The sequence below is a fragment of the Streptomyces gottesmaniae genome (genome assembly GCF_031845845.1).
GTDB classification, from domain to species: domain Bacteria; phylum Actinomycetota; class Actinomycetes; order Streptomycetales; family Streptomycetaceae; genus Streptomyces; species Streptomyces akebiae.
On sequence record NZ_JAVRFJ010000005.1, the window covers coordinates 142207 to 167624 of the forward strand.

Annotated in this window: 25 protein-coding genes; 17 read left to right on the top strand and 8 right to left on the bottom strand. The window is 71.2% G+C overall.

The window, feature by feature from the left end; genetic code table 11:
* The first annotated feature begins 13 nt into the window (after window positions 1–13).
* The 3 genes from RM704_RS08070 to RM704_RS08080 are packed head-to-tail and all read left to right on the top strand — an operon-like array spanning window position 14 to window position 2377.
* Complete coding sequence (locus RM704_RS08070; protein WP_078937454.1) at window positions 14–1396, top strand: M1 family metallopeptidase; 1383 nt, start codon at window positions 14–16, stop codon at window positions 1394–1396.
* 10 nt (window positions 1397–1406) lie between these two features.
* The gene (locus RM704_RS08075; RefSeq protein WP_078937453.1) at window positions 1407–1853 is read left to right on the top strand and encodes a YchJ family protein; all 447 of its coding nucleotides are present in this window, start codon (window positions 1407–1409) and stop codon (window positions 1851–1853) included.
* Window positions 1850–2377 carry a hypothetical protein gene (locus RM704_RS08080; RefSeq protein WP_033531627.1) on the top strand — a complete coding sequence of 176 codons (528 nt, stop codon included), beginning with the start codon at window positions 1850–1852 and terminating at the stop codon, window positions 2375–2377. Before RM704_RS08075 ends, RM704_RS08080 begins: the two co-directional genes overlap by 4 nt.
* A gap of 28 nt (window positions 2378–2405) precedes the next feature.
* Here the strand turns inward: RM704_RS08080 and RM704_RS08085 are convergent, their stop codons facing one another.
* The gene (locus tag RM704_RS08085; protein ID WP_033531626.1) at window positions 2406–3107 is read right to left on the bottom strand and encodes a FadR/GntR family transcriptional regulator; all 702 of its coding nucleotides are present in this window, start codon (window positions 3105–3107) and stop codon (window positions 2406–2408) included.
* Window positions 3108–3250: 143 nt separating this feature from the next.
* On the opposite strand from RM704_RS08085, the gene RM704_RS08090 reads away from it, so the two are divergent.
* Window positions 3251–3769, top strand: coding sequence for a gluconokinase (locus RM704_RS08090; protein ID WP_033531625.1), 519 nt, complete (start codon window positions 3251–3253; stop codon window positions 3767–3769).
* A 72-nt stretch (window positions 3770–3841) separates the two neighbouring features.
* Window positions 3842–5239, top strand: a complete 1398-nt coding sequence (locus tag RM704_RS08095; RefSeq protein WP_033531624.1) for a GntP family permease — start codon at window positions 3842–3844, stop codon at window positions 5237–5239.
* 138 nt (window positions 5240–5377) lie between these two features.
* On the opposite strand, the gene RM704_RS08100 is transcribed toward RM704_RS08095, so the two are convergent.
* From RM704_RS08100 to RM704_RS08110, 3 genes are all read right to left on the bottom strand, one after another.
* Entirely contained in the window at window positions 5378–6001 is a 624-nt protein-coding gene (locus tag RM704_RS08100) for a cytochrome b/b6 domain-containing protein (RefSeq protein WP_033531623.1), read from the bottom strand.
* Window positions 5985–6758: a molybdopterin-dependent oxidoreductase gene (locus tag RM704_RS08105; RefSeq protein WP_033531622.1), complete on the bottom strand. Its 774-nt coding sequence runs from the start codon at window positions 6756–6758 to the stop codon at window positions 5985–5987. Before RM704_RS08105 ends, RM704_RS08100 begins: the two co-directional genes overlap by 17 nt.
* Before the next feature lie 120 nt (window positions 6759–6878).
* The gene (locus RM704_RS08110; RefSeq protein WP_033531621.1) at window positions 6879–8534 is read right to left on the bottom strand and encodes an FAD-binding dehydrogenase; all 1656 of its coding nucleotides are present in this window, start codon (window positions 8532–8534) and stop codon (window positions 6879–6881) included.
* Window positions 8535–8838: 304 nt separating this feature from the next.
* Here RM704_RS08110 and RM704_RS08115 point away from each other — a divergent pair, with 304 nt between their 5' ends.
* From RM704_RS08115 to RM704_RS08150, 8 genes are all read left to right on the top strand, one after another.
* Window positions 8839–9735, top strand: coding sequence for a DMT family transporter (locus tag RM704_RS08115; protein WP_033531620.1), 897 nt, complete (start codon window positions 8839–8841; stop codon window positions 9733–9735).
* Between the two features lie 193 nt (window positions 9736–9928).
* Entirely contained in the window at window positions 9929–10462 is a 534-nt protein-coding gene (locus tag RM704_RS08120) for an NUDIX hydrolase (RefSeq protein ID WP_033531619.1), read from the top strand.
* 10 nt (window positions 10463–10472) lie between these two features.
* Window positions 10473–10865, top strand: coding sequence for a YidH family protein (locus tag RM704_RS08125; protein WP_033531618.1), 393 nt, complete (start codon window positions 10473–10475; stop codon window positions 10863–10865).
* Entirely contained in the window at window positions 10862–11194 is a 333-nt protein-coding gene (locus RM704_RS08130; RefSeq protein WP_033531617.1) for a DUF202 domain-containing protein, read from the top strand. Before RM704_RS08125 ends, RM704_RS08130 begins: the two co-directional genes overlap by 4 nt.
* A 102-nt stretch (window positions 11195–11296) precedes the next feature.
* Window positions 11297–11593 (top strand): hypothetical protein, encoded by a 297-nt coding sequence (locus RM704_RS08135; RefSeq protein ID WP_033531616.1) that lies wholly within the window; start codon window positions 11297–11299, stop codon window positions 11591–11593.
* A gap of 99 nt (window positions 11594–11692) precedes the next feature.
* A complete protein-coding gene (locus RM704_RS08140) occupies window positions 11693–12604 on the top strand; it encodes an MBL fold metallo-hydrolase (RefSeq protein ID WP_033531737.1) in 912 nt (303 codons plus the stop codon).
* A 250-nt stretch (window positions 12605–12854) separates the two neighbouring features.
* Window positions 12855–13910 carry a phosphotransferase family protein gene (locus RM704_RS08145; protein ID WP_033531615.1) on the top strand — a complete coding sequence of 352 codons (1056 nt, stop codon included), beginning with the start codon at window positions 12855–12857 and terminating at the stop codon, window positions 13908–13910.
* 4 nt (window positions 13911–13914) lie between these two features.
* On the top strand, window positions 13915–15129 hold the full coding sequence (locus tag RM704_RS08150; protein WP_033531614.1) for an acyl-CoA dehydrogenase family protein: 1215 nt from the start codon (window positions 13915–13917) through the stop codon (window positions 15127–15129).
* An 82-nt stretch (window positions 15130–15211) separates the two neighbouring features.
* Here RM704_RS08150 and RM704_RS08155 read toward each other — a convergent pair whose 3' ends face one another.
* Window positions 15212–15805, bottom strand: a complete 594-nt coding sequence (locus RM704_RS08155; RefSeq protein WP_033531613.1) for a TetR/AcrR family transcriptional regulator — start codon at window positions 15803–15805, stop codon at window positions 15212–15214.
* A gap of 139 nt (window positions 15806–15944) precedes the next feature.
* Window positions 15945–16706, bottom strand: a complete 762-nt coding sequence (locus tag RM704_RS08160) for an SDR family oxidoreductase (protein ID WP_033531612.1) — start codon at window positions 16704–16706, stop codon at window positions 15945–15947.
* A 278-nt stretch (window positions 16707–16984) separates the two neighbouring features.
* Here RM704_RS08160 and RM704_RS08165 point away from each other — a divergent pair, with 278 nt between their 5' ends.
* Window positions 16985–18235, top strand: a complete 1251-nt coding sequence (locus RM704_RS08165) for an exo-beta-N-acetylmuramidase NamZ family protein (protein WP_033531611.1) — start codon at window positions 16985–16987, stop codon at window positions 18233–18235.
* 101 nt (window positions 18236–18336) lie between these two features.
* The gene (locus RM704_RS08170; protein ID WP_033531610.1) at window positions 18337–19656 is read left to right on the top strand and encodes a serine/threonine protein kinase; all 1320 of its coding nucleotides are present in this window, start codon (window positions 18337–18339) and stop codon (window positions 19654–19656) included.
* A 53-nt stretch (window positions 19657–19709) separates the two neighbouring features.
* On the opposite strand, the gene RM704_RS08175 is transcribed toward RM704_RS08170, so the two are convergent.
* Window positions 19710–22523, bottom strand: coding sequence for a penicillin acylase family protein (locus RM704_RS08175; RefSeq protein ID WP_078937451.1), 2814 nt, complete (start codon window positions 22521–22523; stop codon window positions 19710–19712).
* Between the two features lie 369 nt (window positions 22524–22892).
* Here RM704_RS08175 and RM704_RS08180 point away from each other — a divergent pair, with 369 nt between their 5' ends.
* Entirely contained in the window at window positions 22893–23495 is a 603-nt protein-coding gene (locus RM704_RS08180) for a hypothetical protein (RefSeq protein ID WP_033531609.1), read from the top strand.
* Window positions 23496–23568: 73 nt separating this feature from the next.
* Here the strand turns inward: RM704_RS08180 and RM704_RS08185 are convergent, their stop codons facing one another.
* A complete protein-coding gene (locus RM704_RS08185) occupies window positions 23569–24090 on the bottom strand; it encodes a hypothetical protein (RefSeq protein ID WP_033531608.1) in 522 nt (173 codons plus the stop codon).
* Between the two features lie 233 nt (window positions 24091–24323).
* Between RM704_RS08185 and RM704_RS08190 the strand changes: the two genes are divergently transcribed.
* Window positions 24324–25400, top strand: coding sequence for an RNA ligase (ATP) (locus RM704_RS08190; RefSeq protein WP_033531607.1), 1077 nt, complete (start codon window positions 24324–24326; stop codon window positions 25398–25400).
* The last annotated feature ends 18 nt before the right edge of the window (window positions 25401–25418 follow it).

Genomic DNA, 25418 nt, shown 5'->3' on the forward strand with positions numbered 1-25418 from the left:
AGCAGAAGCGGCAGTGGCGGTTCAGCAGTCAGTGGGTCCGGACCCGTACTTCCCGGCGAACGGCGATTCCCGTTATCGGGTCCATCGGTACGAGCTGGCTGTGGACTACCGGCCGGGGCCGAACCGGCTGTCGGGCACCGCGCGGCTCAACGCGATAGCGGGCCGGGCCGCCCTCGCCGAGTTCCAGCTGAACCTCGCCGACTTCAAGATCGGGCGGGTGCGGGTCGACGGGCGGGCGCCGCACTACTCGCACCGGGGCGGCAGACTGCGGATCCGGCCGGCCAAGCCGATCCGGCCCGGGGCCGCGTTCACGGTCGAGGTGCACTGGTCGGGCAATCCCAAGCCGGTCAACAGCCCCTGGGGCGGGCTCGGTTGGGAGGAGCTGACCGACGGGGCGCTGGTGGCGAGCCAGCCGGTCGGGGCGCCGTCCTGGTATCCGTGCAACGACCGGCCCGCCGACAAGGCCTCCTACCAGATCTCGGTGACGACGCCGTCGGCGTACCAGGTGGTGGCGGGCGGGCGGCTGCTCACCCGTACGGCGAAGGCGTCCACGACGACGTGGGTGTACGAGCAGTCGGCGCCGACGTCGAGCTATCTGGTGGGGCTGTCGATCGGCAGGTACCAGACCGTGCTGCTGGGCGATCCGAGGCCGGGCGGGGTGCCGCAGCACGGGCACATCCCGGCGCACCTGCTCACCGAGTTCTCGCGGGACTTCGCGCGGCAGCCCGCCATGATGGAGCTGTTCGAGGAGCTCTTCGGGCCGTACCCGTTCGGGGAGTACGCGGTGGTGGTGACCGAGGAGGAGCTCGATGTCCCGGTCGAGTCCCAGGGGTTGTCGCTGTTCGGCGCCAACCACGTGGACGGGGCGCGGGGTTCGGAGCGGCTGGTGGCGCACGAGCTGGCGCACCAGTGGTTCGGCAACAGCGTGTCCATCGCCGACTGGCGGCACATCTGGCTGAACGAGGGGTTCGCCAAGTACGCCGAGTGGCTGTGGTCGGAGCGTTCCGGCGGGCGTTCGGCACAGCAACTGGCGTCCGCCGCGCACCAGAAGCTCGCCGCGCTGCCCCAGGACCTGCGGTTGGCCGACCCGGGCCGCAAGCTGATGTTCGACGACCGCCTCTACGAGCGCGGGGGTCTCACCGTCCATGCCGTCCGCTGTGCCCTCGGTGACGAGGCGTTCTTCCGGATGCTGCGCGGCTGGGCGACCGTCCACCGCGGTGGTGCCGTGACGACGGCCGGCTTCACCGCGCACGCGGGTCGCTACGCCGACGGGCCGCTGGACGCCCTGTTCCGGGCCTGGTTGCAGGAGCCGGCGCTGCCGCCCCTGCCCTCCCCGAGGGGCTCCGGGGTGCCGGCGCGGCCGCCGTATCCGCCGACGAACGCGGGCTCGGCGTAGAGCGGGCAGAATGACTGGCATGTCGTCGCGCCGCAGTGGTTCCAGGGCCAGGTCGAAGAGTGCTTCGCGGGCCGCTTCGCCGGTCCCCCGCGCATGCCCGTGCGGGCTGCCGCGGACGTACGAGGACTGCTGTGGGCGCTACCACTCCGGGAGCGCCGCCGCGCCGACCGCCGAGGCCCTGATGCGGTCCCGGTACAGCGCGTTCGTCGTGCGCGACGAGGCCTATCTGCTGCGCAGTTGGCATCCCCGCACCCGGCCCGCCGACGTCGCCTTCGACACGACGATGCGCTGGACCGGTCTGGAGATCCTGGAGACCCGGGACGGCTCCGCCTTCCACACCACCGGCACCGTCACCTTCCGCGCCTCGTACCGCGGCGGCTCGATGCACGAACGCAGCCGCTTCGAGCGGGTGGACGGGGCGTGGGTGTACGTGGACGGCGAGGTCCCGGAGTCGTGACCCGTTACTTCGACCCGCTGCCGTCCGTCGGCGACGACCGGGAGGCGTTCAAGGGGCGCTGGGAGGACCGGCTCTGGCTGAACGTGCCGGGGCCGTTGTACGGCGCCTACACCGACAACTGCTGGACCGGGCGGCTGCACGCGCCCGCCCATGTGCTCTACGGCGGCGAGCACGCGTCCGAGTACGTGTACCGCCAGCCCAGGACGCCCGCGGAGACGGCCCGGCTGGTCGAGGCGGCGAGAGCGGACCCCTACGCCTGCTACGCCTGCGACGGGGACGCGTGGTGGACGTCGGACCTGGTGCGCGAGTGGTGGCGGGGGCGGGCACGGGTCACGGAGTACCTGGCCGGTCGCAGGGACGAGTGGGCGGAGTTCGACGCCCGGTCGGGGCAGGGGATCGTCGCGGCCGTCCGGGACTTCGAGGCGTACATCGCGGACGGGTTGGCCGCGGACCTGCGGGTGTATCTGTACTGGCTGCAGGAGCGGCGGTCGCCCGGGGCCGAGGACCGGTTGCCCGTGTTGTAGGACCGGGCGTCCCCGCGTGGTCGTGCGTTCACGGCGCCAGGATGTCCAGCTCCTGGAGGGCGCCCTCGGTGATCTCCCTGGTGAGCTGTTCGGCTCGGGTGGCGTCGTGTTCGCGGATGGCCTCGGCGACCTGGACGTGGAGGGTCACGGCCACGGGGTCGGGGTCGTGGAACATCACGGCGTGGTGGGTGCGGCCGGCGAGGACCTCCTCGACGACGTCGCCGAGGCGGGCGAACATCTCGTTGCCGGAGGCGTCGAGGATCAGGCGGTGGAAGAGGACGTCGTGCCGGAGGTAGCCCTCCAGTTTGTGGCCGCGTGAGTTGGCGACCATGCCGATGGCGCACTCGGTGAGCGCGGCGCACTGCTCGGCGGTGGCGTTGCGCGCGGCCAGGCCCGCGGCGACGGGTTCGACGGCGGAGCGCAGGACCGTGAGGGAGCGCAGCTGGCGGGGGCGGTCCGCGCCGGCCAGCCGCCAGCGGATGACCTGCGGGTCGTAGACGTTCCACTCGGCGGGCGGGCGGACGATCACGCCGACCCTGCGGCGGGACTCGACCAGGTGCATGGACTCCAGCACGCGGACCGCCTCGCGCATCACGGAGCGGGAGACCTCGAAGGTCTGGGCGAGTTCGTCCGTGCGCAGCACACTGCCCGGTGGGTACTCGCCCGCCGTGATCGCCGGTCCGAGGGTCTCCAGAACTCGGCCGTGCAGCCCCCGGCCCGGTGTGGTCATGGGGATCAGGGTACGAGGAGGGGGCAACGAACAAAAAGTCAGACTTATTGATGTCCAGGGCTTGAATTCGTCGTACCTAATGGGTTTCAGTGTCGTCGACGTCGGGTGACGTCTCAGATGTCGACGAAGACAGCGAGGTAGTGATGCGTACCCCTCAGGTCGTCGTGGTGATGGGCGTGGCGGGGACCGGGAAGACCACGATCGGTCCCCTGCTCGCGGCCCGGCTCGGCGTGCCCTACGCCGAGGGCGACGACTTCCACCCCGAGGCCAACATCGCCAAGATGTCGGCCGGGACACCCCTGGACGACGCGGACCGGGGGCCGTGGCTGGACGCCATCGGCACCTGGGCCCACGACCGGGCGGGACTCGGCGGGGTGGTCAGCTGCTCCGCGTTGAAGCGTGCCTACCGGGACCGGCTGCGGGCGGCGGCGCCCGATGTCGTCTTCGTGCATCTCGCCGGTGACCGGGCCCTCATCGAGGACCGGATGTCCCACCGGCAGGGCCACTTCATGCCCACGGCGCTGCTCGACTCGCAGTTCGCCACGCTGCAGCCGCTGGAGGCGGACGAGGCGGGCGTCACGGTCGACGTGTCGGGCGCGCCCGAGGAGATCGCCGAGCGGGCGGTCGCAGCGCTGCGGGAGTTCGATCCGGCGTCGTCGTAGGACCTCGGCGCGCCGCCTCCTTCTTCCGCCTCTCCCCCACCTCCCCTGAAACTCCCCAACCAAGGAATCACCGTGACCAGACTCAACGTCGAGCTGCTGGCAGCGGACCCCGTCGAGCCGATCACCTCGGCGGGGCACGCACAGCTGGGCATCGCCGTACTGGCGGGCATCGCCGTGATCGTCGTGCTCATCACCAGGTTCAAGGTGCACGCCTTCCTGGCGCTGACCATCGGCTCGCTCGCGCTCGGCGCGTTCGCCGGGGCCCCGCTGGACAAGGCGATCGCCAGCTTCACCACCGGGCTCGGCACGACCGTGGCCGGGGTCGGTGTGCTCATCGCGCTGGGCGCGATCCTCGGCAAGCTGCTGGCGGACTCCGGGGGCGCCGACCAGATCGTCGACACGATCCTGGCGAAGGCCGGCGGGCGGGCGATGCCGTGGGCGATGGTGCTGATCGCCTCGGTGATCGGGCTGCCGCTGTTCTTCGAGGTCGGGATCGTGCTGCTCATCCCGGTCGTCCTGATGGTCGCCAAGCGCGGCGACTACTCGCTGATGCGCATCGGCATCCCGGCCCTCGCCGGTCTGTCGGTCATGCACGGGCTGATCCCGCCGCACCCCGGTCCGCTGGTCGCGATCGACGCGGTGCAGGCCAATCTGGGCGTCACGCTGGCGCTGGGCCTGGTCGTCGCGATACCGACCGTGATCATCGCCGGTCCGCTGTTCTCGAAGTACGCGGCGCGCTGGGTGGACGTCCCGGTGCCCGAGCGGATGATCCCGGTACGGGCCTCGGAGGAGCTGGAGAAGCGGCCCGGGTTCGGCGCGACCATCGCGACCGTGCTGCTGCCGGTGGTGCTGATGCTGGCCAAGGCGCTCGTGGACATCGTCGTGGACGACCCCGAGAACATGGTGCAGCGGGTCTTCGACGTGGCCGGCTCGCCCCTGATCGCGCTGCTCGCGGCCGTGATCGTGGGCATGTTCACGCTGGGGCGGGCAGCCGGGTTCACCAAGGAGCGGCTGGGGTCGACCGTCGAGAAGTCCCTCGCGCCGATCGCGGGCATCCTGTTGATCGTCGGCGCGGGCGGGGGGTTCAAGCAGACGCTCATCGACTCCGGGGTCGGGCAGATGATCCTGGAGATATCCGAGGACTGGTCGATCCCCGCGCTCGTCCTGGCCTGGCTGATCGCGGTGGCGATCCGGCTGGCGACCGGCTCGGCCACGGTCGCCACGATCTCGGCGGCGGGCTTGGTGGCACCGCTGGCCGCGGACATGTCGACGACCCACACCGCCCTGCTCGTCCTCGCCATCGGCGCGGGCTCCCTCTTCTTCAGCCATGTCAACGACGCCGGCTTCTGGATGGTGAAGGAGTACTTCGGGATGAGCGTCGGCCAGACCATCAAGACCTGGTCGGTGATGGAGACGATCATCTCGGTGGTGGCGGGGGCGATCGTGCTGCTGCTGTCCTTGATCATCTAGGCGCGGCGCCCGTCGCCGTCCGCCGGTGTCCGCCGCCGTGGCCGAGTGCCGCGGCGGCGGAGTCATGTCCCCGGGCAGCGGAGTCATGTCCGCGGCGCCATCGGTGACCTGCGGCGGCCGACGGCTCCCGGAGCGGCCCTACGGCCGCCACAGCGGATGCTCGCTGTCCGCCCATTCCCGGCTCACCGATCCCGTGCGCAGCCCCCGTCGGGCCTCCGGGTCGCCCAGGGCCATGCCGATGTGGCCGGCCAGGACGATGCCGATGGTCAGGGCCAGCCAGTCGTGGACGAAGGTCGCGCTGGTGCGCCACATCAGGGGGGTGAGGTGGGTAAACCACATCATCAGGCCCGTGGCGAGCATGACGAGGGTGGCGCCGGCGATCCAGGCCGCGTAGAGCTTCTGGCCGGCGTTGAACTTGGCGGCGGGGCGCGGGCCCGGGGTCCGGCGGCGGGCGGCGCGGAGCCAGAGGCGGTCGTGCGGGCCCCACCGGTTCAGACGGCCGACGTCCGCGCGGAACGCGCGGGAGGCCAGGCCCGCCAGGACCGGGAGCGGAAGGAGCAGGCCCGCCCACTGGTGGACCGTCACCACCAGGGCCCGGCGGCCGACCAGTTCCGCGAGGGCGGGGAGGTAGAGGAAGGCCGCCGTCACCACGCAGATGCCCATCAGGGCGGCGGTCGTACGGTGGATCCAGCGTTCGGCGGCGGTGAAGCGCGGGACGCGGGTGTCCGCGCGGACCGGGCGTTCCTCAAGTCGTCGGTTCATCGTCCCGCCCGTTCGATCGGCCGACCCACGCGTCGATGTCGTAGCCCCGCTCCTCCCAGTAGCCGGGCTCGACCTCCTCGGTGACCTCGATGCCGGAGAGCCACTTGGCCGACTTGTAGAAGTACATGGGGGCGACGTACAGGCGGACCGGGCCGCCGTGGTTGTGGCCGATGTCCTTGTCCTGCATGCGCAGGGCCACCAGGACGTCCGCGCGGCGGGCCTGCTCCAGGGTCAGACTCTCGCTGTACGCCCCGTCGAAGCAGGTGAAGCGGACCGCTCCCGCCGAGGAGCGCACCCCGGCCGCGTCCAGCAGCACGGAGAGCCGTACGCCCTCGAACGGGGTGTCCGGCACGCGCCAGCCGGTGACGCACTGGACGTCCTTCACCATCCGGGTCTGCGGCAGGGCCCGCAGGTCGGCGAGGGTGTACGAGGTGGGCTTGTCCACCAGTCCGCCAACGGTGAGGCGGTAGTTCGCGGCGGTCCTGCGGGGGACGGACGACGTCACCGAGTAGTAGCGGAAGCCGCCGCCGTTGGGCAGCAGGCCCGTCAGTCCGGTGGGGTCCTTCTGGGCCGCCTCGCCGAGGAACGCCTCCATACCGCGCTGGAGGACCGGCGCGGAGACGACGCCGAGGGCGCCGAGTCCGAGGGTGCCGAGGAGGACGCGGCGGCCGATGGGCTTGCCGCGCTCCGCCTCCCTCGCGTCGTCGTCGGGGTGCTCCGCCGGCGCTTCCCGTGCCTCGGGATGTTCAGGGTTCACGTACCGATTCGAACATCCGCCGCCCTGGTCGGGCCAGCGGCGGCGGAGATTCGTCAGAATTACGTCACTTCCGCGGGACTTCGGCGGGACTTCGGCGGGCGGGCGGACTTCGCGTGGGGCTCAGCCCGTCGCCTTCGCCGCCGCCCGGCCGGCCGTACGGCCCGAGAACAGGCAGCCGCCGAGGAACGTGCCCTCCAGGGAGCGGTAGCCGTGGACTCCGCCGCCGCCGAAGCCGGCGGCCTCGCCCGCCGCGTACACGCCCTCCAGCGGGTCGCCGCCCTCGGTGAGGACCCGGGAGGAGAGGTCGGTCTCCAGGCCGCCGAGGGTCTTGCGGGTCAGGATGTTCAGGCGGACGGCGATCAGCGGGCCCGCCTTGGGGTCGAGGATGCGGTGCGGGGTGGCGGTGCGGATCAGCTTGTCGCCGAGGTAGTTGCGGGCCCCTCGGATCGCCATGACCTGGAGGTCCTTGGTGAAGGGGTTGGCGACCTCACGGTCCCTGGAGACGATCTCGCGGCGCAGCTCGGCCTCGTCGATCAGCGGGTCCTTGGTGAGGGCGTTCATGCCGCGCACCAGGGAGCCGAGGTCCTTCTCGACGACGAAGTCGACGCCGTGGTCCATGAAGGCCTTCACCGGGCCGGGGACGTCCGCGCGGGCACGGATGAAGACGTCCTTGATGGACTTGCCCGTCAGGTCGGGGTTCTGCTCGGAGCCGGAGAGGGCGAACTCCTTGCCGATGATCTTCTGGTCGAGCACGAACCAGGTGTAGTCGTACCCGGTCTTCATGATGTGTTCCAGCGTGCCGAGAGTGTCGAAGCCGGGGAACAGCGGGACCGGGAGCCGCTTGCCGCGGGCGTCCAGCCAGAGCGAGGACGGGCCGGGGAGGACGCGGATGCCGTGGTTCTCCCAGATGGGGTTCCAGTTCTGGATGCCCTCGGTGTAGTGCCACATCCGGTCGCGGTTGATCAGGTGCGCCCCCGCCTCCTCGGCGATGCCGAGCATCCGGCCGTCGACGTGCGCGGGGACACCGGAGATCATCTTCTCCGGGGGGTTGCCGAGGCGCTCGGGCCAGTTGGCGCGGACCAGGTCGTGGTTGCCACCGATGCCGCCGGAGGTGACGATCACGGCCTGGGCCTTCAGTTCGAAGGCACCGGTGACCTCACGGCCGCTCGGCTGACCGCGCTCGATCGTCGACGGTTCCAGGATCTCGCCGGTGACGGTGTCGACGGAGCCCGCGCTGCGCGACAGCCCCGTCACCCGGTGCCGGAACTTCAGCTGGACCAGTCCCCGGGCCACACCCTCCCGCACCCGCCGCTCGAACGGCGCGACGAGGCCGGGGCCGGTGCCCCAGGTGATGTGGAAGCGGGGGACGGAGTTGCCGTGGCCGTTGGCGTCGTAGCCGCCGCGCTCCGCCCAGCCGACCACCGGGAAGAACCGCACGCCCTGCCGGTGCAGCCAGGACCGCTTCTCACCGGCCGCGAAGTCGACGTACGCCTCGGCCCACTTGCGCGGCCAGTGGTCCTCCTCGCGGTCGAAGGCGGCCGTGCCCATCCAGTCCTGGAGGGCGAGGGCGTGGCTGTCCTTGATCCGCAGACGGCGCTGCTCGGGCGAGTCGACGAAGAAGAGCCCGCCGAAGGACCAGTGTGCCTGGCCGCCGATCGACTGCTCCGGCTCCTGGTCGAGGAGGATCACCTTGCGGCCCGCGTCGACGAGCTCCGCGGTCGCCGCGAGCCCGGCGAGGCCCGCCCCGATCACGATCACATCTGCGTCGTACGACATGGAGGACGTCCTCTCGGGAACGGGTCAGGCAAGCGGGGCACCACGAAACGGGCAGGGCACGGCCCCCCGCTTTGTTACCGGCCGGTCAGCAGCTTTGGGATCAGATCCTTCGGCAGAAGGCGTGACCTAGTCAACTGCCGAGATGTGTCTCCTCTTACGGACAGCCCACGGCGGGGCGGCTACAGTCGGCCGAATACGTATCGGGCCACCCGCCGGGGCACAAATCGCCCTCCGGCCGGGATGCCGAGCGGAAGCCCCTCGGGCACACCCGCCGCGGCCCGTCCGACGACCCGAGGTATTCCGCGTGTCGGTTCTCGTTCTTCTTCTTTCCGTGGGTGCCGCCTGCTGTCTGGGCTTCGGCTTCGTGCTCCAGCAGCAGGCCGCCGCGCACGCCCCGCTGGGCGACTTCCTCTCGCCCCGGTTGCTGTTCGACCTGATGCGGGTGCCGCGCTGGCTCGGGGGCATCGGGCTGATGGTGTGCGGCATGGCGCTCGGGGCGATGGCGCTCGGCCAGGGCGAGGTCACGCTCGTGGAGCCGCTCCTCGCCACCAACCTGCTCTTCGCGCTCGCCCTCTCCCGTCGGCAGACCCGGCAGCCGCTGGGCCGCCAGGGCTGGACGGGGCTGTTGCTGCTCGCGGGCGGTGTCACCGCCTTCATCGTCGCCGGGCGGCCGGAGGGCGGGGCGGCGGTCGGCGGTCCGTTCCGGCAGTGGCTGATCATCGGTGTGATGGTGGGGCTCGCGCTGCTGCTCACCGTGTATGCGAAGCGGTCCCGGCTGAGCGCCGCGCCGGTGCTGCTGGCGGTGGCCGCCGGGCTCCTGTACGGCGTGCAGGACGCGCTCACCCGGGTCAGCGGGCAGCTGTTCGCCGGGGCCGGCTGGGGCGGGCTGTTCACCTCGTGGCAGCCGTACGGGGTCGCCCTGCTCGGGGTGACCGGTCTGGTGCTCGTCCAGAGCGCGTTCGAGACGGCGCCGCTGCGGATGTCCCTGCCGGCGCTCACCGCGGCGCAGCCGCTGGCGGGGATCGCGTGCGGGGTGGGGTTCCTCGGGGACCGGCTGCGGATGGACGCGGGGGCACTCGTGTGGGAGGGCGCCGGGTTGGCGGGGATCGTGGTGGGGGTGGTGCTCCTCGGGATGCATCCGGCCATGCCGTGCGGCTCCGCCAGGGGTGCGCGGGTTAGCGAGTTGCAGCGGAGCGCGTGATGAGTGGGGGCGCGTGAGGGGGTGGGACGCCTGAGGGGGTGGGGGTGCGGGTTCGTCGGCGGGTGCGGGTGGGTCGTGGTTGCTCGCGCAGTTCCCCGCGCCCCTAAAAGCTCAGGCCCCTGCGGGCCTGAGAAGCATGGGGCGCAGCCCCTGCCGAAGAACTCTGCCCGGTCCGCCCTGCTTGGATGGGGGTATGAGCGCCGCCGACGAGATCCTCGACATCGTGGACGAGAACGACCAGGTCATCGGGCAGGCACCGCGAGGGGAGGTGTATGCGCGGGGGATGCGGCATCGAGCCGTTTTCGTGCTGGCCAGGGACGCCGAGGGGCGGATCTTCGTGCATCGGCGTACGGCGACCAAGCTGGTCTTCCCGTCGCTGCACGACATGTTCGTGGGCGGGGTCGTGGGGGCGGGCGAGTCCTACGACGACGCGGCGCTCCGCGAGGCCGAGGAGGAGCTGGGGGTCGCGGGACTGGCGCGCCCCGAGCCGCTGTTCAAGTTCCTGTACGACGACGGGGCGGGGCGCACCTGGTGGTCGGCCGTGTACGAGGTCCGCTGCGAGTCGCCGGTGAGCCCGCAGGCCGAGGAGGTCGCCTGGCACGGGTTCCTCACCGAGGGCGAGGTGGAGCGGCGGCTGGGCGAGTGGGAGTGGGTGCCGGACGGGACGGCGGCGTACGAGCGGCTGAAGGAGCACAGGGGCGAGGGGGGCTTCGAAGCCGACCGGTAGTGTCCTGTGCGTGATCGAATTTGCACGGAACGTCCGGCTCTGGTTCGTCCCCGAGGACGTCCGGAAGGACGGCCGGACCCCGGACTACCGGTTCTCCCTGGCCAATGAGCGGACGTTCCTGGCCTGGCTGCGCACCTCGCTCGCGCTCATCGGCGGCGGGTTCGCGGTGGACCAGTTCCTGCCGGACCTGAGCTGGGGCTGGCGGGTCGGGCTCGCGCTCGCCCTGCTGGCCTCCGGCGTGCTGTGCGCGCTCCGGGCGGTCAACCACTGGGTGCGCTGCGAGCGGGCCATGCGGCGCGGGGAGGATCTGCCGGTCTCGCGCTTCCCGGCGCTGCTCGGCCTCGTCGTCGCCGTGGTCGCCGTCGCGATGGTCGCCGTCGTGCTGCTCGGGTGGGAGGGGTGAGCACACCGTCCGCTCCCCCGGCGTCCCCCGACCGCGACCCCGGCCTCCAGCCCGAGCGCACCCGGCTCGCCTGGCGCCGTACGACCCTCACGGGGGCCGTGATCGCCGTGCTCGCGGCGAAGTCCGCGCTGCACGGTGGACCGTCGACGGCCGGTGTACTGGCCGCGGCGCTGTGCGTGGTGCTGTGGCTGGGCCTCCTGGCGCTCGCCCACCGCCGTATCGCCGCCCTGGCCGCCACCCGCCCGCCGGTCCTCGCGGCCGCGACCGCCGCGGCGGCCGTCCTGTGCGTGATCGGCCTCGCGGTGTGCGGCGCGGCGCTGGTGTTCTGAGGGGCAAGTCTTGGTGTGTGCATGGAGTTTCAGAAAGGAAGAATTGAGACTTCTGTGCCTAGCCTGGACAAGTCATCCCTCGTACCAGCGAAGGCGAGCACCATGACCACTCTTCACCAGGAGCACCCCGTCCACGACCACGCCCACGGTCCGGCCTGCGGACACACCGCCGTGGCGCACGGTGACCACACCGACTACGCGCACGACGGGCATCTGCACCGCGAGCACTCCGGGCACTGGGACGAGTGCGAGCCGAGCGGGCACACCGCGCACGACGGGCACTCCCACGAGCACGGCGAGGACTGCGGGCACCAGGCGGTCACGCACGGGGACCACGTGGACTACGTGCACGACGGACACCGGCACGCCGCCCACGAGGGGCACTGGGACGACCACTGACCCGCGCCGTCGCCGTACCCCGGATTCCACCGCATCGTCGCCGACTGGCAGGCTCTGACCACCAGTTGGCGACGATCCGGGGGGATGAAGGGGGTCACTGTGACCGCGGAAGAGCCGTACACCGTCGAGATCGCGAGCGACGTGTACGCGTATGTGCAGCCGGACGGCGGATGGTGTCTGAACAACTCGGGCTTCGTGAGTGACGGCACCTCCACCCTGCTCGTGGACACGGCGGCGACGGAGCGCCGGACCCGTGCCCTGGGCGCCGCGCTCGACGCGACCGGCGTCCCCGGGCCCCGGCTCCTGGTCAACACCCACCACCACGGGGACCACACCTACGGCAACGGCTTCTTCACGCCGGCCGCCACCCTCGTCTCGCACGCGGCCTGCCGCCGCGAGGCCCTCGCCAGCGGACAGCACCTGCATCTGCTGTGGCCGCAGACCGACTACGGGGACGTGAGCATCCAGGGCGCGGACCTGACGTACGAGGACCGGGTGACGCTGCACGTCGGTGACATCGAGGCCCAGGTCATCCATCCGGGCGTCTCGCACACCGTCGGCGACTCGGTCGTATGGCTGCCGCACCGGCGGGTGCTGTTCGCGGGGGATCTGGTCTTCGAGGGCGGGACGCCGTTCTTCCTGATGGGGTCGCTGAGCGGTTCGCTGCGGGCGCTGGCGCTGCTGCGCGAGCTGGGCGCCGAGACCGTCGTGCCGGGTCACGGGCCCGTGACCGACCCGTCGGCGTTCGACAGGGCCGAGCGGTACATGCGGTTCGTCGCCGAGATCGCCGAGAAGTCGCACGCGGCGGGGCTCACACCGCTGGAGGCCGCCCGGAAGACGGATCTCGGGGAGTACGCCGCGCTGCCGGAGAGCGAGCGGCTGGTGGCGAACCTGCGGCGGGCGTACGCCGAGCTGGACGGGGAGCCGGAGGGCGAGGGCGTCGACCCGTTCGCCGGGTTCATGGACATGGCGACCCTGAACGGCGGGGAGATGATGACCTGCCACGCGTGATTGACGGGACGTGGGACGGGACGTCCGACGCGGGACGTGCGACGGGATGTCAGACGGGGCGTGACGGCACGCGGGGCAGCACGCGTGCCGGTGCGTTCCCCGATCCGGTCGCGACGGGCCGGATCGGGGAGCGGCGGGCCGGATCCGGTGGAGACACCGATCACTTTCGCGTTGCCCACTGGACGACATACCGACCGGTCGGCATCATGAGACGGGTCCCGGTAGAACGCGTTCGCGTGTAGGAGCGATGATGCACCCAGACCACCCGCCAGGTCTCGACCCCGACCGGCTCCGCGCCCTGCTCGACGCCGAGCGGCCCGGACTCGTGGGCGGCCCGCTCACCGGCCGGCTGATCGAGGGCGGACGGTCGAACCTGACGTACGAGGTCACGGACGGCACCACGAAGTGGGTCGTACGGCGGCCGCCGCTGGGGCATGTGCTGGCGACCGCGCACGACATGAAGCGCGAGCACCGCGTGATCAGCGCGCTGCACGCGACGGACGTACCCGTGCCGCGTCCCGTACTGCTCTGCGAGGACCCCGAGAACGAGGCCGCGCCCGGCGCGCCCTTCTACGTCATGGACTTCGTCGAGGGCACCCCCTACCGCACCGCCGAGCAGCTGGCCCCGCTCGGTCCGGCGCGCACCCGGGCCGCCGTGCTGGGCCTGGTCGACACCCTGGTCGAACTGCACGCGGTGGACCCGGCCGAGGTGGGCCTCGCCGACTTCGGGCGCCCCGAGGGCTTCCTGGACCGGCAACTGCGGCGCTGGGGCAAGCAGTTGGACGCCTCCCGCAACCGCGAGCTGGCCGGCATCGACGAGCTCCACGCGACGCTGGGCAGGCGGCTCCCCCACTCCCCCACGGCGACGGTCGTCCACGGCGACTACCGCCTCGACAACGTGCTGCTCGGCGACGACGACGCGATCAAGGCCATCCTCGACTGGGAGATGTCCACGCTCGGCGATCCGCTCACCGACCTGGGCCTGCTGGTGATGTACAGCGTGCCGCTGGCCACCCCCGACTCCCCCGTCTCGACGACCGCGACGGCCGCCGGGCACCCGGATCCGGCCGAGATCGTCGAGCGGTACGCGGCGCGCTCGGGCCGCGATGTCTCCTCGGTGTCCTGGTACACGGCGTTCGCGTGGTTCAAGCTCGCCGTGATCCTGGAGGGCATCCACTACCGGTACACCCTGGGCCAGACGGTCGGCCGCGGCTTCGACCGCATCGGCGACCTGGTCCCCGTCTTCATCGAACACGGCCTGACGACTCTTCGTACCGGCTCCGGTTCCGGCTCCCAGGAGGACTGATCCCATGGACTTCGCATTCGACGCGCGTACGGAGGAGTTGCGCGCCAGGCTCCTCGCCTTCATGGACGAGTACGTCTACCCGGCGGAAGCCGTGGCCGAGGAGCAGCGGGCCGAGCTGGACTCGCCGTGGGACACGCCGGCCGTGGTGGAGGAGCTGAAGGCCGAGGCCCGCAGGCAGGGCCTGTGGAATCTCTTCCTGCCCGACTCCGAGTACGGCGCGGGGCTCACCAACCTCCAGTACGCGCCGCTCGCCGAGATCACCGGCCGGTCCCCGCAGCTGGCGCCGACCGCGTTGAACTGCGCCGCGCCCGACACGGGCAACATGGAGGTCCTGAGCCAGTTCGGCGACGAGGCCCAGAAGAAGCAGTGGCTGGAGCCGCTGCTCGCCGGTGAGATCCGGTCGGCGTTCGCGATGACCGAGCCCGAGGTGGCGTCGTCGGACGCCACCAACATCACCACGCTGATCGAGCGCGACGGTGACGACTACGTCGTCACCGGGCGCAAGTGGTACATCTCCGGGGCCATGAACCCCGACTGCCAGATCTTCATCGTGATGGGCAAGACGGACCCGAACGGGGCCGACATCCGCCGTCAGCAGTCGATGATCCTGGTCCCGCGTGACACCCCCGGGGTCACGGTGAACCGGGCGATGCGGGTCTTCGGGTACGAGGACCACTACCACGGCGGTCACGCCGAGGTGGTCTTCGAGGGTGCGCGGGTGCCGGCGTCGAACCTGATCGGCGAGGAGGGCGGCGGGTTCGCCATCGCGCAGGCGCGGCTCGGTCCCGGGCGTATCCATCACTGCATGCGGCTCATCGGGATGGCCGAGCGGGCGATCGAGCTGATGTGCCGACGGGCGGTGGCGCGGGAGGCCTTCGGCAAGGCTCTGGCGCAACAGGGTGTCGTGCACAACTGGATCGCCGACGCGCGGGTCGCCGTGGAGCAGCTGCGGCTGCTGGTGCTGAAGACGGCCTGGATGATGGACACGGTCGGCAACCGGGGCGCCCACACGGAGATCCAGGCGATCAAGATCGCCACGCCCCGGACGGTCGTGGACATCATCGACCGGGCGATCCAGCTGCACGGCGCGGGAGGTGTCAGCCAGGACTTCCCGCTGGCCGAGCTGTACGCCGGGGCGCGGACGCTGATGATCGCGGACGGGCCCGACGAGGTGCACCAGCGGTCGCTGGCCCGGCGGGAGCTGAAGCGGTACGTGTGAGGTCGGGCGGGCCCAGTTGCTCGGGGGGTGCGGGTTTCGTCGGCGGGCCCGCACCCGACGACGCACCCCGTTCGGCTGAGCCCTACGGCCGCAGCGCGCGGAGCAGCAGGTCCGCCAAGTGGTCCGCGACCTCCTGGGGGCTCATCGGGCCGTCGGGGCTGTACCAGGTCGACAGGTGGTGGACCGAGCCGAAGTGGTAGTCGACCACCAGGTCCGCCGGGGTCGCCGTGGAGAAGACCCCGGCCTTCTGGCCCTCTTCCACGAGCGCGCGGAAGCGCTCGTGGTAGCGGCGGCGCTCCGCGCGGACCTGCTTGTTCTTCTCGGGGCTCAGGTGGTGCATGGAGCGGAAGAAGATCATCGCGTCGTCGAGGTTGTCGATGGTGGTGACGACGACATCCGCCGCGGCCCCCCGCAGCCGCTCCTGCACCGGCGCGTCGGCGCCCGCGAAGGCGTCCAGCCGCTCCTGCTGGATACGCAGCACGCGCGCGTACACCTCGTGCAGCAGGTCGTCCTTGGAGCCGAAGTAGTGGTAGAGCGCGCCCTTGGTGACGCCGGCCGCCTCGACGATCTCCTGCACGGAGGTGCGGTCGTAGCCCCGCTCGGCGAAGAGCCGGGTGGCGGCGGCCAGCAGCCGCTGCGGGACGGGCGTACCGTCTCCGTCCGTGGTCCTGGGCACTGCCGCCACCTGCCTTCCGAGGTTCTGTTGTCGCCTACTGGTCGCCCGTCGGCCCCGACCGGTTCCCGATCGGGCGGAATCGGGCACTCCCGCCGGAGGATCATCCCACTCTCCGGCGCCCGTCCGCCGGGCAGGGCGGTCAGCCCGTCGTCTCCCACTTCTGCTGGATGTGGTTCATGTTCGTCAGCCAGCGGTCCGGATCGGCGGCCCTGGCCTGGTAGTAACCGGCCACCTCGGGGTGGGGAAGGATCAGGAAGCGGTCCTTCTCGATGCCCTCGAAGAGCGCGTCGGCCACGTGCTCGGGCTCGATCGCGGTCGGCGCGAGCACCAGGTCCCCCGCGCTGCCGGAGGCCGTCAGCATGTCGGTGCGCACGCCCTGCGGGCAGATCGCGTGCACCTTGACGCCTCGGTGGCGGTAGGTGAGGGAGAGCCATTCGGCGAAGGCGTACGCCCCGTGCTTGGTGACGCTGTAGGGCGCCGCGCCGATCATCGTCAACAGTCCCGCCGCCGAGACCGTCGACACGAAACGTCCGCTGCCGCGCTCCAGCCACGCCGGCAGCAGCTCGTGGGCCGCCCGGACGTGCGCCATCACGTTGACGTCCCAGGCGAGCGCCCACACCTTCTCGTCGGCCGCCTCCGTCCCCCCGGAGGCGAGTCCCGCGTTCGCGCAGTACACGTCCACGGTCCCGCCGAGCGCGTCACGCGCCGCCGGAACGATCGCCGAGGCGTCCCCGGGCACCGCGATCCCGCCGACCTCGTCGGCCACGGCCCGGGCCCGGTCGGCGTCGAGGTCGTTCACGACGACCCGCGCGCCCTCAGCCGCGAACCGCCGCGCCAGCGCGGCCCCGATCCCACCACCGGCTCCCGTGACGACCACACCCGCACCCTGCACGGCTTCCACGTTCGGTCTCCTTCGACGCGACGTACCCAGAACGGCTCACAGAACGGCCTGCACAACGGCCCTGCACGACGGTCAGACTAACCGGTCGGTATGTTCAGAGGAAGAGTGGCCGTCCAGTCCCTCCTGGGGCGCCGGGGCGTGAGGGCGTGCGTGGTATGCGCGGCCCCGCCGCACGGGCGCGACCAGCCACCGCCGCCCGCGGACCGGCGAACCACCGGCCCCAGCGCTTAGCCTGCCTGTACGCCGCTTCCCGCGATCGCGACCCGGAGGTCACCCCGATGCACCTCTCCCGCCGCACCTTCCTGGCCGCCTCCACGGCAGCCACCGCCACCGCCTCCACGGCGGGCCTCACCACCGCGCCCCCGGCCGCGACGGCCCGCCAAGGGCTGCGCACCGGATTCGAACGACTCGTACGGGACGGCTACAAACTCCTCGGCGGCCAGAAGGTCGGCATCGTCACCAACCCGACCGGCGTCACCCGCGACGCCCGCCACATCGTCGACGTGATGCACGCCGACGACCGCGTGGACCTCAGGGCCGTCTTCGGGCCCGAGCACGGCTTTCGCGGCACCGCCCAGGCCGGCGGCTCCGAGGGCCGTCACGACGACCCGGCGACGGGACTGCCGGTCCACGACACCTACCAGAAGAGCGGCCGCCCCCTCGCGGACATCTTCACCGCCTCCGGCGTGGACACGGTCGTCTTCGACATCCAGGACGTGGGCGCCCGCTTCTACACGTACATCTGGACGCTGTACGACTGCATGGAGGCGGCACAGCTGGCCGGGAAGCGCTTCGTCGTGCTGGACCGGCCGAACCCGGTGACCGGGCGCAGCGCCCAAGGGCCCGTGCTGCACGAGGAGTTCGCGACGTTCGTCGGGCGCCGGCCCATCGCGCAGGCCCACGGGATGACGGTGGCGGAGCTGGCGCGCCTGTTCAACGGGGAGTTCCTCACCGCGCCGGTGCCGCTGGAGACCGTACTGATGTCGGGGTGGAAGCGGTCGCGGTTCTTCGACGCCTCCGGGCTGCCGTGGGTGCCGCCGAGCCCGAACATGCCGACGCCGGACACCGCGCTCGTCTACTCCGGGACGTGTCTCTTCGAGGGGACGAACCTGTCGGAGGGGCGGGGCACCACGCGGCCCTTCGAGCTGCTAGGCGCGGAGGGGATCGACCGGCGGTGGGCGGCCGCCGCGAACGGACTCGGCCTGCCCGGCGCGCACTTCAGGGAGGCGTACTTCGCGCCGACGTTCTCCAAGTTCCAGGGGAAGACGGTCGGGGGTGTGCAAATCCATGTCCACGACCGGGCCGCGTACGACCCCGTGCGCACCGGGATCGGCCTGCTCGTGACCGCCAGGCAGGTGTGGAGCGGCTTCGCCTGGCGCCCGGACAACTGGATCGACAAACTGACGGGTTCGGCGCGGGTGCGGACGATGATCGACGCGGGGGCGGACACGGACGAGGTCGTGGCCGGATGGCAGGAGGAACTGGCCGCGTTCCGCGCCGTGCGCGAGGAGTATCTGCTGTACCGCTAGAGCGCCACAGATCCGGGCCGTACGTGACGTATGGCCATCTTTCGCCGTTGGCAGGACCATGCGCCCTAGCGCACCACCAACGGGGCCGAAGGGGGCTCGTCATGGCGGATCCGGAAATGAGCGTGACTCCCTACTGGGAACTGACCTTCGACGCGGACGGGGACGTGGACACCGGTCAACGGGACCGGCTGCTCGACGGGGTGGAGAAGCGCGCGGTGGCGGATCTGGTCGTCTTCGCGCACGGCTGGAACAGCGACCGGTCCGGCGCGACCGGGCTCTACAGCCGCTTCTTCGAGCCGTTCCCGGGGCTCGCGCCGAACGCGAGGCTGGGGTACGTCGGCGTGCTGTGGCCCTCGATGCGCTTCTCGGACGAGCCGATCCCGGACTTCAGGCCGGTGTCGGCCCTCGTGCCCGGCCGCCCCGCGCTCGACAAGCACACCCGGCACGCGCTGTCGCAGGTCTTTCCCGAGCGCGCCACCGTCGTCGAGCAGATCGCCCGGCTGCTGGAGCGACGGCCGGACGAGGACGCCTCGTTGGAGGAGTTCGCCGGGCTCGTCCGGTTGCTGGTCGAGGTGGATCCGCAGGGGCCGCAGGGCGCGTTCACGGCGGACACCGTCGCCGAAGGGGTGCCGGAGGGCACGCCCGGGATGCTGTGCGGGGACGCGGCGGCGGTGTGCGCGGACTTCGCGGCGGCGCTGGCGGAGATCGAGACCTCGGGGGTGGCCACCGGGGCCGCCGTCGCCCCGCCCCAGGCGTGGGACGGCGCCCACGAACTCCTGCGTCAGGCCACCTACTTCGCGATGAAGCGCCGGGCGGGGACGGTCGGCGAGCGAGGGCTCGGGCGGCTGATCGGCCGACTCGCGCGGACCTCGCCGGACGTGCGGGTGCACCTCGTCGGGCACAGCTTCGGCGCCCGTCTGGTGTCGTTCGCGCTGCGCGGGCTGCCGGAAGGTGTGCGGTGCGTGAAGTCGGTGACGCTCCTCCAGGCCGCCTTCTCCCACTACGCGTTCGCGGCGCGGCTGCCGCACGACACCCGGGCGAGCGGCGTGCTGAACGGTCAGCACAAGCGGATCGACGGCCCGTTGGTGTGCTGCCACTCCAAGCACGACTCGGCGCTCGGCACGATCTACCCGTTGGCCTCCCGGATGGCGGGCGACGCGCGCACGGTGCTGGGCCTGAGCGTGAACAGCCTGCTGGGCGGGAAATGGGGTGCCCTCGGCTACGGCGGGGTGCGGGCGGTCGAGGGCACGCGGTCGTTCGAGCTGGCCGACGCCCTCAAGGCCCGGCTGCCGGCAGCGGGGTGCGTGAACGTCGACGCCTCGGCCGTGGTGAGGCGCGGCGGCGCGCCCTCCGGCGCCCACAGCGACATCTGCCACCGTGAGCTGGCCCGGGTGGTCCTGGCGGCGGGCCGTATCGCCTGATCCCGGCCCGCCGCCGTCACGCGTCACCGGTGCTCACCGGCGCAGGACGGGGCTCACCGATGTGAGGTGAACTCCACGACCTGCTGGTAGGTCGGCCGGTTCTGCCAGCTGATCTTGTTGTGCTTGATGCCGCCCAGGGGCTGCTGGATGATCGAGTCGGCGCACCACTGGTCGCCCGCCGAGCAGTACGCGTCGCCGGGATAGACCTGCGCGGCGGTCTTGCCCGCCGCCTCCTTGAGGGTGTTGATCAGGATGGTGCGGCAGGCGCTGAGACTGCCGCCGCCGCAGTACCGGTTCGCCAGCGGGCCCCGCACCGTCTCGCCCAGCACCGAGCGGATGTCCTTGTCGACGTAGCTCCACCAGCCGTACTGGAAGGAGCTGCCGGCGTGGGAGCCGGTCGGGCCGTGCGCGGCGGACGGGGACTCGTCGATGGGCAGGTTCGCGGTGATGGCGGTGTACAGGTCGGTGCCGAGGCCGGGTTCGAACTCGGCCTTCACCAGCAGGGGCCACCAGGCGTCCAGGACGCGGATCGCCTCGGCGTGGGCGTAGGTCTTCGAACCGGCGGAGGTCTCCGTGCGTTTCGAGCCGGACGTGACCCAGGCCTGGAGCTTGGTGACCGCCGCGGCGGCCGTGGAGTCCGTGACGGTACCGCTGTTGATGACCTTCAGCAGGTCGGGGACGACGTCCTCGGCCCGCAGGTCGGCGAGGCCCGCCTCGGCCATGGCCTTCGTCAGCGAGGCCCGGGTGACGCCGCCCGCGGCGACCAGGCGTTTCACCCGGTCGTCGAGGAGGTTGCCGCGGTGCACGGAGCCGTTGCCCCAGGGGGCGGTGGTGTAGTCGGCGGCCTGCTTGTTGTTCCAGGAGATGTAGTAGTCCTGGTCGATGGAGTTGGGGTGCTGGGCGGGCGGGGTGTAGTCGGCGGTGTTGGTGGTCGGGTTCCAGTTGCGCCACTCGTAGGCGGACCGGGCCCAGGCCGGGAACTCGGGGTCGACGTCCGCGGGGCGCACCGGGTTGTCGCCGCTGTTGTAGTACGCGGTGCGGGTGGAGTCGGCGTAGAACCAGTTGAAGGTGTAGTTGATGTTCTGGACGGCCTTCTGGAAGGTCTCCGGGCCCTTGACGTAGTCCGGGTCGTTCAGCATCTGGAAGCCGATGATCGACTCTGCCTCGTTCAGGTACGAGGAGCGCAGGGTGGTGTAGGCGACCTTCTTGCCGTCGACCGTGGCGCGGTGGGTCACGGGGCCGTACTTGGTGCGCCAGACCTGCATACGGTACGAGCCCGCCGGGGTGGAGTCGGCGGTGGTGGGCTTCCAGGCGTTGGTCTGCTCGACCTTCTCCATGGCGGTGCAGGTGCCGTGGTAGAGGTAGTGGACGTCGTCCTGGCACAGCTCGACCGCGTACGCGTCGATGATGTCCTGGCCGGAGGTGGTGGCGCTCCAGGCGTAGTCCTGGCCGCGGCCCAGCTCGACGTACATGCTCAGGCCGGCGAAGGAGGCGCCGCGGGCGCTGATGCCCGGGCCCTGGATCTCCTGGAGCATGAGCAACTGCGGGGCGAAGTAACCGGTCTGCGGGCCGAAGACGGCGACGGGACGCCCGCTCGCGGTGTGCTCGCCGCTGACGACGAGGGCGTTGGACATGCCGCGCCGGGCCGAGCTGAGGGCGCTGTCGGTGGCCTGGGAGGAGAGGTTCCTGGAGGCCGAGGTGGCGGCGCTGCCGGCGCGGTCGTACACGAGGGGCTCCTCGGTGACCGTGCCGTCGTCGGGGAGGGCCATGCCCTGCGGGTTCGCGGGCTTGGTGGCGTACGGGAAGCTGCCGTCGTGGACGGTGAGGGCGGCCTCGGGGTCGTTGCGCTCGCGGAAGGACTCCCAGACCTTGGTGCCCTCGGTGACGCCGTACTTCTCCTGGGCGGCCAGCAGGGAGAGGGCGTTGTTGACCTCGCCGCCGCCTCCGGAGCCGAAGAGGGCGCCGATGACGGAGGCCAGGGCGACCAGGTCGGTGGGCTTGAACTTCTCGATGGTGCCGGCGTTGGTGACGGAGTCCTTGTGGCCGGTCAGGACGTACTCGCCGGGGAAGTAACGGCCGCTGTCGGCGGCGTCGATGTAGGCGTTGATGCCGGCGACGTAGGCGTTGACGTCGGCGAGGGCCAGCTGCCCGCGCTCGCCGTTGGTGGCCACCGCCTTGTCGATCTGCGCCTGGAGGTCGGCCTCGGTGTAGGGGGCGTGGCGCCAGAACTCCTGCTCCAGGCCCTGGTTGGAGGCGGCGCCGCCGGCGAACGGGGTGAGCTTGCCGCGGCCGACGTGCCGGAAGACGTCCATCAGCCACAGCCGGTCCTGTGCGGCGGCGTAGCCCGCGCCGAACTCGGTGCCGTACCGGGTGGTGCCCGTGATGTGCGGCACACCGGTCTTCTTGTCGCGGACGATCGTGACGTCGGTGCGGCCGGCCGGCTTCAGGGTGGAGGCGACCTGGTCGGAGGCGACGCCGAAGGAGGCGTCGTTGAAGAAGGTGTTGATCGTGGAGTTGGTGAGGCCCGGGTAGCCGGTGGCCAGGTTGTTGTAGGGGCCGAGCTGGTTGCTCGCGTTCTCCGGCATGGAGCCGAACCCCTGGTTGAGGAGGATCTGGGCGAGGGTGGCGTTGCCGTTCTGACCGGGCGGCAGGATGTCGGAGCACTGTCCGCCGCAGTGGTCGGTCACGGCTGCCGCCTGAACGGCGGCGGTGTCGGCGGCCGCCGCCGGGGAAGCCGGGGAAAGAGGCGACAAAAGACCGGCAACGAGTGCGCATATGGAGGCGGCCTTGAGGAACTCCGGGAATCTGTGGGGAGTTCTCAGTCCGTCGGGTGCGGTGCGTGAGGTGCGCGGGGTGCGCCAGGGCATGGCAGCTCCTCCTGACGGGGGGTGGGCCGGATGTTACCGCCGGTATCCCCGACTTTGAAGATGAACATGCGTCACGTTTTCCGGATCACCGTCGACGGACAGGTGACTCACAGCGTGAACAGGTACTCAGAAGCAGTCGTAAGCCCAAGAGGAAGCACAACAAGAAGCGCAAGAAGAAGCGCAACGAGAAGTCAGAGGCAGTCAGACGTAGGCAGGAACGGTCCGTGAACGGCTCAGCAGACGACTTATGGAGGTCATCGGAAATCGGATGGAGCCGAATCGCGTGTCGATACGTCTATTCGGCGACGTCCCGACGACGACGCCGAAGTGACCGAAGTACAGGTGCAGGTGTGACGGAGGTGCAGGGCGATGGCCGGTTTCCGGAGTCTGGCAAGACAGGTGCGAGATCCGAGGTGCGACCTGGCGCTGCGGCGTTATTCGCTGCGCAAGTGCCTTGAGCGTTTCGCCCCCTACGGGCATCGGGCGACCTGGGACCACTTGTGCTCCCGGGCCGGGTTCGGTCCCGAGGACCGCGACCCCGATCCAGCGCGGCTCGTGGCCGCACTGGACGAGTTGGAGGAGGCCCGCTCCGTCTGGCTCGACTACGAGGTGCAGTTCGCGCAGCGCCGCAAGAAGGAGAAGCACGACGGTCTGCGCAGGCCGGGCAGTGTCGACGACTGGCACCGGCTGACCTGGGGCGGTTTCGGCGTCGCGTGGTGCGACGACCCGAAGGTCCACCCCCGGGAACCCCTGGCGGAGGTGCTGCGCCGGCTCATCGCCGCGCTGGAGCGCGAACCGGGCTCGACCTGCCCGGTGTGCGAGGGCGAGCGCCTCGTCTGGATGTACGACCTGGCCCATGAACCGTCCTCGGGCCCGGTCTGCACGGAGTGCGGAATCGTGGTGCCCCGACCGGTGCTCACGCCCGAGGCCCTGGCGGAGTCCAGGCGCGGGCGGCTGCTGGTCTCGGCCTAGCGCGGCGGGGGTGCGCCGGGGATGCCGCACCCCCGTGTATGTGCGTGTACGACGCTCCGGTACGGCGTGACGACTACGGTCTCTTGACGTCCGTGTGGATGGCGAGCTTGAACTCGGCGAGGGTGATCGCCGTGGCCCGCTTGACGTCCCCCGCCCCCCGCGCGGATATCTTCAGGCCCAGCGGCATGCCCTTGTGCACGAACATCTGCCACACGCAGGTCCGGTACTGGCCTCCCCGGGTGCTCACGCTGTCCGTCGTGCCCGTGGAGTCGTACTTCTTCTTCGTCAGGTTCAGTGGATCGCGCACGAAGCGGGTGCGGTACTCCAGCGTCCTGGCGTCGGCCTCCCAGAACACCATGGCCGACAGCACGCCCCAGCCGTCGTGACTCGGCCAGATCAGTCCGGAGCGCGGGTCGGGGAACTTCGAGGGGGTGCCACCACCGTGGGCCGGGTCGTGCATCTTCCAGGGGTCGTACGACTCCTCGGTCGCCTCGTACGGGAAGCGCACCAGGTGGTAGCCGTCCGAGTCGTAGCTGATCCGCTGCGTCCCGGAGTGGGCCTTCTCCCACTTCAGGGAACAGATGACGACGCTCATCGGCGCTCCTCGCCCTTGCCGTGTCTTTACCGTGCCCTCTTCCGGGGGACGCGTCACGCCGCCCCCTCCGTGTCCATGACACGGTTCCGGTGAAAGCGGTTGCGGCGTGCGGCCGGAAAGCACCGGGTCCGAGCGCTCTTACCAGTCCGAAATCCGGTCGCTCCACCCCTTTCCCGTCCGGACAGTTGGGGGCGATGAGACAGCCCTGAGGGACCCGGACCGAGGAGAGGCCGATGTCGACGCTGCGTGTCACCGCCGAAGTGCTGACGATCCACGAACACCCGAACGCCGACGCGCTCGAACTGGCCCAGGTGGGCCTGTACCGCGCCGTCGTGGCGAAGGGCGCGTACCGCACCGGTGACACCGCCGTGTACATCCCGGAGCAGTCCGTGCTCCCCGCGCCGCTGATCGAGGAGTTGGGGCTCACCGGACGGCTGGCGGGCGGCAACGCGGACCGCGTGAAGGCGGTACGGCTGCGGGGCGAGCTGTCGCAGGGCATCGTCTGCCGCCCACGGGCCCTCTCGGACGTCGATCTCACGGCCGCCGTCACCGACGGCACGGACTTCGCGGAGCGGCTCGGCATCGTCAAATGGGTGCCGCCGATCCCGCCCACGATGAGCGGGGAGGTCGAGTCGGCGCCGGATCTGCTGCCCTGGGTCGACATCGAGAACATCCAGCGCCACCCCGGCATCTTCACGCCCGGCGAGCCGGTCGTCCTGACGGAGAAGCTGCACGGCACGGCCTGCCTGGTCACGTACGCCGCCGAGGACGGCCGGATCCAGGTCTCCTCGAAGGGCTTCGGGTCGAAGTCCCTCGCCCTGAAGGAGGATCCGCGCAATCTGTACTGGCGTGCCGTCCGCGGTCACCGGGTGGGCGAGGTCGCCGCCCGGCTCGCCGAGCGGCTCGGCGCGCGCCGGGTCGGGATCTTCGGCGAGGTGTACGGCACCGGGGTGCAGGACCTGACGTACGGCGCGGACGGCCGCCGCGACACCCTCGGGTACGCCGTGTTCGACGTCTGCGCGGACATCGACGGCCGGGTCCGCTGGCTGGACTCCGCGGAGCTGTCCGACCTGCTCGACGGTGAACTGCCGCTGGTACCACGGCTGTACGAGGGGCCGTACGACATCGACCGCGTCCTGGAGGTGGCGAGCGGTCGGGAGACGGTCTCCGGGCGCGAACTGCACCTGCGCGAGGGCGTCGTGATCCGGCCGGCCACCGAGCGGTACAGCCCGGTGACCGGCGGACGGGCCGTCGCCAAGGCGGTCAGCCCGGCGTATCTGACCCGCAAGGGCGGCACGGAGTACGAGTGAAGTCCGGGGACGGGTGAG

Excerpts from the sequence above, each read along its gene's own strand:
- RM704_RS08075 (WP_078937453.1), top strand. The coding sequence starts at position 1,407 with ATGACTGGCATGTCGTCGCGCCGCAGTGGTTCCAGGGCCAGGTCGAAG.
- RM704_RS08085 (WP_033531626.1), bottom strand. The coding sequence starts at position 3,107 with ATGACCACACCGGGCCGGGGGCTGCACGGCCGAGTTCTGGAGACCCTC.
- RM704_RS08090 (WP_033531625.1), top strand. The coding sequence starts at position 3,251 with ATGCGTACCCCTCAGGTCGTCGTGGTGATGGGCGTGGCGGGGACCGGG.
- RM704_RS08100 (WP_033531623.1), bottom strand. The coding sequence starts at position 6,001 with ATGAACCGACGACTTGAGGAACGCCCGGTCCGCGCGGACACCCGCGTC.
- RM704_RS08110 (WP_033531621.1), bottom strand. The coding sequence starts at position 8,534 with ATGTCGTACGACGCAGATGTGATCGTGATCGGGGCGGGCCTCGCCGGG.
- RM704_RS08120 (WP_033531619.1), top strand. The coding sequence starts at position 9,929 with ATGAGCGCCGCCGACGAGATCCTCGACATCGTGGACGAGAACGACCAG.
- RM704_RS08135 (WP_033531616.1), top strand. The coding sequence starts at position 11,297 with ATGACCACTCTTCACCAGGAGCACCCCGTCCACGACCACGCCCACGGT.
- RM704_RS08145 (WP_033531615.1), top strand. The coding sequence starts at position 12,855 with ATGCACCCAGACCACCCGCCAGGTCTCGACCCCGACCGGCTCCGCGCC.
- RM704_RS08150 (WP_033531614.1), top strand. The coding sequence starts at position 13,915 with ATGGACTTCGCATTCGACGCGCGTACGGAGGAGTTGCGCGCCAGGCTC.
- RM704_RS08165 (WP_033531611.1), top strand. The coding sequence starts at position 16,985 with ATGCACCTCTCCCGCCGCACCTTCCTGGCCGCCTCCACGGCAGCCACC.
- RM704_RS08170 (WP_033531610.1), top strand. The coding sequence starts at position 18,337 with ATGGCGGATCCGGAAATGAGCGTGACTCCCTACTGGGAACTGACCTTC.
- RM704_RS08175 (WP_078937451.1), bottom strand. The coding sequence starts at position 22,523 with ATGCCCTGGCGCACCCCGCGCACCTCACGCACCGCACCCGACGGACTG.
- RM704_RS08180 (WP_033531609.1), top strand. The coding sequence starts at position 22,893 with ATGGCCGGTTTCCGGAGTCTGGCAAGACAGGTGCGAGATCCGAGGTGC.
- RM704_RS08185 (WP_033531608.1), bottom strand. The coding sequence starts at position 24,090 with ATGAGCGTCGTCATCTGTTCCCTGAAGTGGGAGAAGGCCCACTCCGGG.
- RM704_RS08190 (WP_033531607.1), top strand. The coding sequence starts at position 24,324 with ATGTCGACGCTGCGTGTCACCGCCGAAGTGCTGACGATCCACGAACAC.